This window comes from Thiohalocapsa sp., from assembly GCF_019695415.1.
In the GTDB taxonomy this organism is placed as follows: Bacteria; Pseudomonadota; Gammaproteobacteria; order Chromatiales; family Chromatiaceae; genus Thiohalocapsa.
On the sequence record NZ_JAIFKJ010000573.1, the window covers coordinates 1 to 5,571 of the forward strand.

General features: G+C 68.5%; 7 protein-coding genes and 1 pseudogene. 7 read left to right on the forward strand and 1 reads right to left on the reverse strand.

The annotated features are described in order from the left end of the window. Together I6U14_RS15810 and I6U14_RS15815 are read left to right on the forward strand one after the other, a co-directional pair. The coding region (locus I6U14_RS15810; RefSeq protein ID WP_296900483.1) for a hypothetical protein at positions 1–186 on the forward strand (186 nt) is incomplete at its 5' end. 135 nt (positions 187–321) lie between these two features. Next, positions 322–1,329, forward strand: coding sequence for an alcohol dehydrogenase catalytic domain-containing protein (locus I6U14_RS15815; protein WP_296900484.1), 1,008 nt, complete (start codon positions 322–324; stop codon positions 1,327–1,329). A 116-nt stretch (positions 1,330–1,445) separates the two neighbouring features. On the opposite strand, the gene rimO is transcribed toward I6U14_RS15815, so the two are convergent. Then, on the reverse strand, positions 1,446–2,822 hold the full coding sequence (gene rimO / locus I6U14_RS15820) for a 30S ribosomal protein S12 methylthiotransferase RimO (protein WP_296900485.1): 1,377 nt from the start codon (positions 2,820–2,822) through the stop codon (positions 1,446–1,448). A gap of 243 nt (positions 2,823–3,065) precedes the next feature. Here rimO and I6U14_RS15825 point away from each other — a divergent pair, with 243 nt between their 5' ends. The 5 genes and pseudogenes from I6U14_RS15825 to I6U14_RS15845 form a co-directional block, all read left to right on the forward strand. Beyond that, positions 3,066–3,206, forward strand: coding sequence for a hypothetical protein (locus tag I6U14_RS15825; protein WP_296900486.1), 141 nt, complete (start codon positions 3,066–3,068; stop codon positions 3,204–3,206). Positions 3,207–3,255: 49 nt separating this feature from the next. After that, a complete protein-coding gene (locus I6U14_RS15830; RefSeq protein WP_296900487.1) occupies positions 3,256–3,696 on the forward strand; it encodes an FKBP-type peptidyl-prolyl cis-trans isomerase in 441 nt (146 codons plus the stop codon). Positions 3,697–3,872: 176 nt separating this feature from the next. Beyond that, on the forward strand, positions 3,873–4,619 hold the full coding sequence (locus I6U14_RS15835) for a YciK family oxidoreductase (RefSeq protein ID WP_296900488.1): 747 nt from the start codon (positions 3,873–3,875) through the stop codon (positions 4,617–4,619). A 54-nt stretch (positions 4,620–4,673) separates the two neighbouring features. Beyond that, entirely contained in the window at positions 4,674–5,309 is a 636-nt protein-coding gene (locus I6U14_RS15840; RefSeq protein WP_296900489.1) for a hypothetical protein, read from the forward strand. 31 nt (positions 5,310–5,340) lie between these two features. Further along, positions 5,341–5,571 (forward strand): annotated as a pseudogene (locus I6U14_RS15845) (hypothetical protein); the annotation flags it as partial.

The following is a 5,571-nucleotide window of genomic DNA, read 5'->3' on the forward strand; positions in this document are numbered from 1 at the left end:
GGCAAAGTGGGCACCGAGTCCCCGCAGGCGAGCGCGGCGTCCGCGGTGGTGCTGAAATCGGATCCGCCCTCGGCTCCGGCTCCTGACGCAGCTGCGGCCGCAACGCCTGTGCCCAAGTCGACGGCGGACGAGGGCGACGCCGCCATTCAGAGACACTGCCGCCTGACGGTCCGTGCCTACATCTAATATCCTGGCCCTGATGCTGCTCGCCGTCGGGTGCAACATCGAAGTCTTCGCCTCTAGCTCACGCGCAGCGCGAGCCTGCTCCGGCCATGTCGAAGTTCGGTCTACGGACCCTGAGACGAGTACCCACCCAAGACCATGAGTATTCGGACCGCTACCTCGCACCCGCCGACGGCCGCACCCCAGGACATGCGGGGGCTTCGGCTGGAAGATGCCCCTTCACTGCGCACCGACCTGTCCGTGCCCACGCCGGCACCTGGCGAGGCCTTGGTGCGTGTCCGGCTCGCCGGTGTCTGCGGCACGGACCTCGCGATCCTGCGCGGGTATGTGTCCTTTTGCGGGATCATGGGCCATGAGTTCGTCGGCGAGATCGTCGCAGCGCCGGACGCTCCGCAGCGGGAGGGCCAGCGCGTCGTCGGGGAGATCAACGTCGTCTGCGGGCGCTGCGCACAATGTCGCGCCGGGCGCAGCAGTCATTGTGAGCGGCGGGAGGTGCTGGGCATTCGCGGGCGCGATGGCGCCTTTGCGCAGTATCTCACGCTGCCGCTCGCCAACCTGCAAGCGGTCCCGGATGACGTGCCCGACGAAGCCGCCGTGTTCACAGAGCCGCTGGCGGCGGCGCTGCAGATCACCCGGCAGGTGCATGTGCGCCCGGGGCAGCGGGTACTGGTGGTGGGAGCCGGTCGGCTGGGTCAGCTCATCGCCCGGGTACTGCGGCTCACGGGCTGCGACCTGATGGTTGCGGCCCGGAGGGAACGCCAGCGGGCGTTGCTCACGGCGGACGGGATCCGCTGGGTCTCAGAGGATGATGTCGGCGCGGGCAGTTACGACGTCGCGGTGGAGGCCACCGGCGCCCCGGGCGGGCTTGCTCTGGCGCGTCGGGCGCTGCGCCCCGGCGGGACGCTGGTGCTGAAGAGCACCTATGCCGGTACGGTGCCGGTGGACCTGGCGGCGCTGGTGGTGGACGAGATTACCGTCGTCGGCTCCCGCTGCGGGCCCTTTGCGCCGGCGCTGCGGCTGCTGGCACACGGCCTGGTGGACCCGACGCCCCTCATCGACGACCGCTTCCCGCTGGCGGACGCCGAGGCCGCGCTGCAGCGGGCGGCGCAGCCTGGTGTGCTCAAGGTGCTGATCGACTGTCGCTGAGCCAGTATGTGCGGCGGCCACTGTAGACGCGGCAATGGTGGTGCTGCGAGGACCCCCGCCGCGCGCTGGAAGACGGCAATGCAACCGCAAGGCGCTGTGCGCGGGATGGCCGGCGCTCAATCGCAGACGGGCTCGCCGACGAGGTCATGCTCCAGGCTGCCGGTGACATCCACCTCGATGAAATCGCCCGGCGAGAGGTCCCAGGCGCCGCGGATCAGGACATTGCCGTCGATCTCCGGTGCGTCCGCATAGCTGCGGGCGATGACCTGGTCCTCCAGCACCTCGTCCACGAGGACGGTGAGGCGCTGGCCGATGCGGGCGCTGAGCTTAGCGCGGCTGATTTCGGCCTGGGCAGCCATGAAGCGTTCCAGACGCTCTTCTTTGACGGGCTCCGGCACGGCGTCCGGCAGGTCGTTGGCGGCGGCGCCGGCGACAGGCGAATAGGCAAAGCAGCCGACGCGATCGAGCTGGGCCTCGTGCAGAAACGCCAGCAGCGTGTCGAAGTCTGCCTCTGTCTCGCCCGGGAAGCCGACGATAAAGGTGCTGCGCATGACGAGCTCCGGGCAGATACGCCGCCACTGGCCGAGGCGCTCCAGCACCTTCTCGGCGGCGGCCGGCCGGCGCATGGCCTTGAGCACGCCAGGACTCGCGTGCTGAAGCGGCATGTCGAGGTAAGGCAGGATAAGGCCGTCCGCCATCAGCGGGACGAGGCGGTCCACATGCGGGTAGGGGTAGACGTAGTGCAGCCGCACCCAGGCAGGCAGCTCACCCAGGCTGCGGGCCAGTGTCTCGATGTCGGTACGCAGCGGCCTGCCCTGCCAGAAGTCCATGCGGTACTTGAGGTCGAGCCCGTAGGCGCTCGTGTCCTGGGAGATGATCAGCAGCTCGCGCACGCCGCCGTCCACCAGCCTTGCGGCCTCGGCCATCACGGCGCCGACGGGGCGGCTGACGAGGTCGCCGCGCATGCTCGGGATGATGCAGAAGCTGCAGCGATGATTGCAGCCCTCTGAGATCTTGACGTAGGCATAGTGCGCGGGCGTGAGCTTGATGCCCGTCTCCGGCAGCAGGCTCGTGAACGGCTGCGCTGGGTGGGGCACGGGCCGCGGCAGGTGCAGGTGTACCGCGTCCATGACCTCGTCGTAGGCGTGTGGCCCCGTGACTGCGAGCACTCGGGGGTGGCTCTCCTGAATCAGCTCGGCGCGGGCGCCGAGACAGCCGGTAACGATCACCTTGCCGTGCTGGTCCAGGGCCTCGCCAATGGCGGCCAGGGATTCGTCCACCGCTGCATCGATGAAGCCGCAGGTGTTCACCACGACGAGGTCGGCTCCGTCGTAGTCCGGCGAGATGCCGTAGCCTTCCGCGCGCAGCTGCGTCAGGATGCGCTCGGAGTCCACAGTGGCCTTGGGGCAGCCGAGGCTCACGAACCCCACCTGCGGGGTGTGCTCCAGGGTGGCGGTGGCGCGGTCGCGGGTGGTCTGTGCGGGCTGAGTCATCGCTTGTGTTGTCGTCTGCGTCGTGCAGGTCGGGGTGAGTTGGTTGTCATCGGAGTCAGGTGCCGGATGGCCTGTCAGGTGACCCTTGATTTCCTACCGAAGGCAGGCGAAACTTACCAATGTTGTCGGTATTAACCACCAGTCACGCCTGCAAGCGTGCTGGCAAGATCGGTTCGCAGTGCATCAAAGCCAATCCCGGCGCTGAGCAGATGGGGCGGCGAGCATGCGTTGAGGAGTGGCGCCATGAAGAACTGCAAGCTTTGCCGTCTGAGCCGGGTCTGCAACGATCTCCCCGGTGTTTGCCTGCTGATACCTTACCTGACGGTCGCCGTTGTCACCGTCAGCATCGGCTACCTGTTCGTGACTCAAGAACTGCTCGCTTGAGCGGTGCCCCCGGGCGCCCGGTCGGGCAGGTCCCATCACTCCGGCGCCCATGCCCGCAGACCTTCCCCGCATCGGCCCGCAGAGCCGGGTCACTCTGCACCTGTCGCTGACGCTGGAGGACGGGACCGAGGTGCTGTCGAGCTTCGACGGCGAGCCCCTGACCTTCACGCTGGGCGACGGCACGCTGGCGCCAGGACTCGAAGAGCTCCTGCTGGACTTGCCAGAAGGCAGCGACACCCAGGCACTCGCGGAGGGCGCTGCCGTCTTCGGCGCTCCCGACCCCGAGCTGGTGCACGAGCTGCCGCTCGCGGACTTGCCCCAGGGCTTCACGGCCGAGCCGGGTCAGGTCATCGCCTTCGATACCCCGGGTGGACAAGAGACGCCGGGCACGGTGCTGGCCGTGGGCGAGGACACGGTGCGCGTGGACTTCAATCATCCCCTCTCTCGGCGCGGGCTGCGCTTGCGGGTGCAAGTCTGCACAGTGGGCTGAACGGGTGCCGCAGCCGCCGCGCCCGGTCTGCCCCAACGCGCCGCCAAGATATACCCGTCACTCGCGCCCTCTTGGCGAGCCATGCGCCGCCCGCTGCCATTGCGTTTCCACATGGGTGCCTGGGCGCCGAAGTGGTAGCCTAACGGGCTTTGGATCGCCATCACACAGCCAGTGCCATGCAGGATTACGACCCCAGCCCCGACCTGCTCTGTGACCGCGTCATTCTGGTGACCGGCGCTGTCGAGGGCATCGGCCGGGCGGTGGCCCGCGGTGCGGCCCGCTGTGGCGCCACTGTGGTGCTCTGCGCCAAGGATGAAGGTCAGCTGGAGACGGTTTACGACGAGATCGAAGCCGACGGCAGCCCGGAGCCCGCGAGCCTGCCGCTGGACCTGGAGCAGGCCGATGAACAGCTCTGCCTGGGTGTGGCGACGACGCTGGGTGATGAGTTCGGGCGCCTGGACGGTCTGGTGCACTGCGCCACCTACGTGCCCTTTCTGAGCCGCATCGACGATTATGACGCCAAAGAATGGGAGCGGGTCACGCGCCTGAACCTAACGGCACCCTTCCTGCTCACACAGGCCTGCCTGCCGCTGCTGCGGGCCGCAGAGGACGCCTCTGTGGTGTTTACGTCGGACCGCGTGGGCCGTCGCGGGCTCGCCTACTGGGGCGCCTTTGCGGCGGCGAAGTTCGGCATCGAAGGGCTCACCCAGGTCCTCGCCGAAGAGACACGCGACAGCACTCGCATCCGGGTCAACAGCCTGGACCCGGGCATTCTGCGCACCGCGCAGCGCCGCCAGCTCTACCCGGGCGAGGACCCGAACACCTTGCCGCAGCCGGACGCGGCGGTACCCGCCTACCTGTGGCTGCTGGGTCCGGAGAGCGCCGGTACCACGGGGCAGGCGCTCTCGGCGCAGGGCGACTGAGCGGTAGCCGCTGGCAACGCGCTTCCCGCAGCATTGACGCGCTAACCGGCAACCATGCGTTTGGAGCGCTTCGTCTACGCCGGGCTCTGGCTTGCGCTGGTGGGCTATTGGCTCTTCTTCTCGCCGCCGCCGCCTGCGGACTTTCTCGGAGAGGTCACGGCACTGGCGATGGCCGACACGGGCCGCGTCGATCCAATCGCCATTGCCGTGTTCAACTTGCTCGGCGTGCTGCCGACGGCCTTTCTGGCCATCCTGCTCTTTGACCCTGGCCGCCCCGCATCGCCCGTGACCCCCTGGCCCTTCGCCATCGGCGCGTACTTTCTGGGCGGTATCATCCTGTTGCCCTACTTGGTGCTGCGCAATGCCGAAGCGCCGCTGAGGGGGGCACCAAACGCTTTTGTGCAGGCTATCGGCTCACGGGTGGCGGGCTGGATTCTTCTAGCCATCGGGCTCGGCCTGGTGGGCTTCGCGGTGGTCGCCGGCAGTGCGGCGGCGTTCGCACAGCAGTTTGCAGACTCACAGTTCATCGCCGTGATGAGCGCAGACTTGATCGCACTGACCACAGCCCTGCACCTGGCCAGCGGTACGGACCGCCGTCGTCGCGGGCTGGGACAGGCCCCCGGCTGGCAGCACGTGCCGCTGTTCGGGCCACTGCTGTACCTGGCCACACGCCCGCGCCGCACCGACTGAGCAGCCGCAACCCTTGCCGACCGAGAGACTTATGTCCGAAGCCGCCGTTCCAGGCAGCCCCTCCGCAAGCGCCATCGACAGCTCCGCCGCCGAGTGTCGCCGCGTTGCCGACGCTGTGCGCCGCCGGGTGCTGGCTTCCACCCTGAAAAGCAACGGCTGCCACCTAAGCCAGGCCTGCTCCTCGCCCACGCACACGACACCGCCCACCCTCGCCGTCCGCCCCCCGCGCCCACGCCCACCATCCTTGGACCCCCGGCCCTTG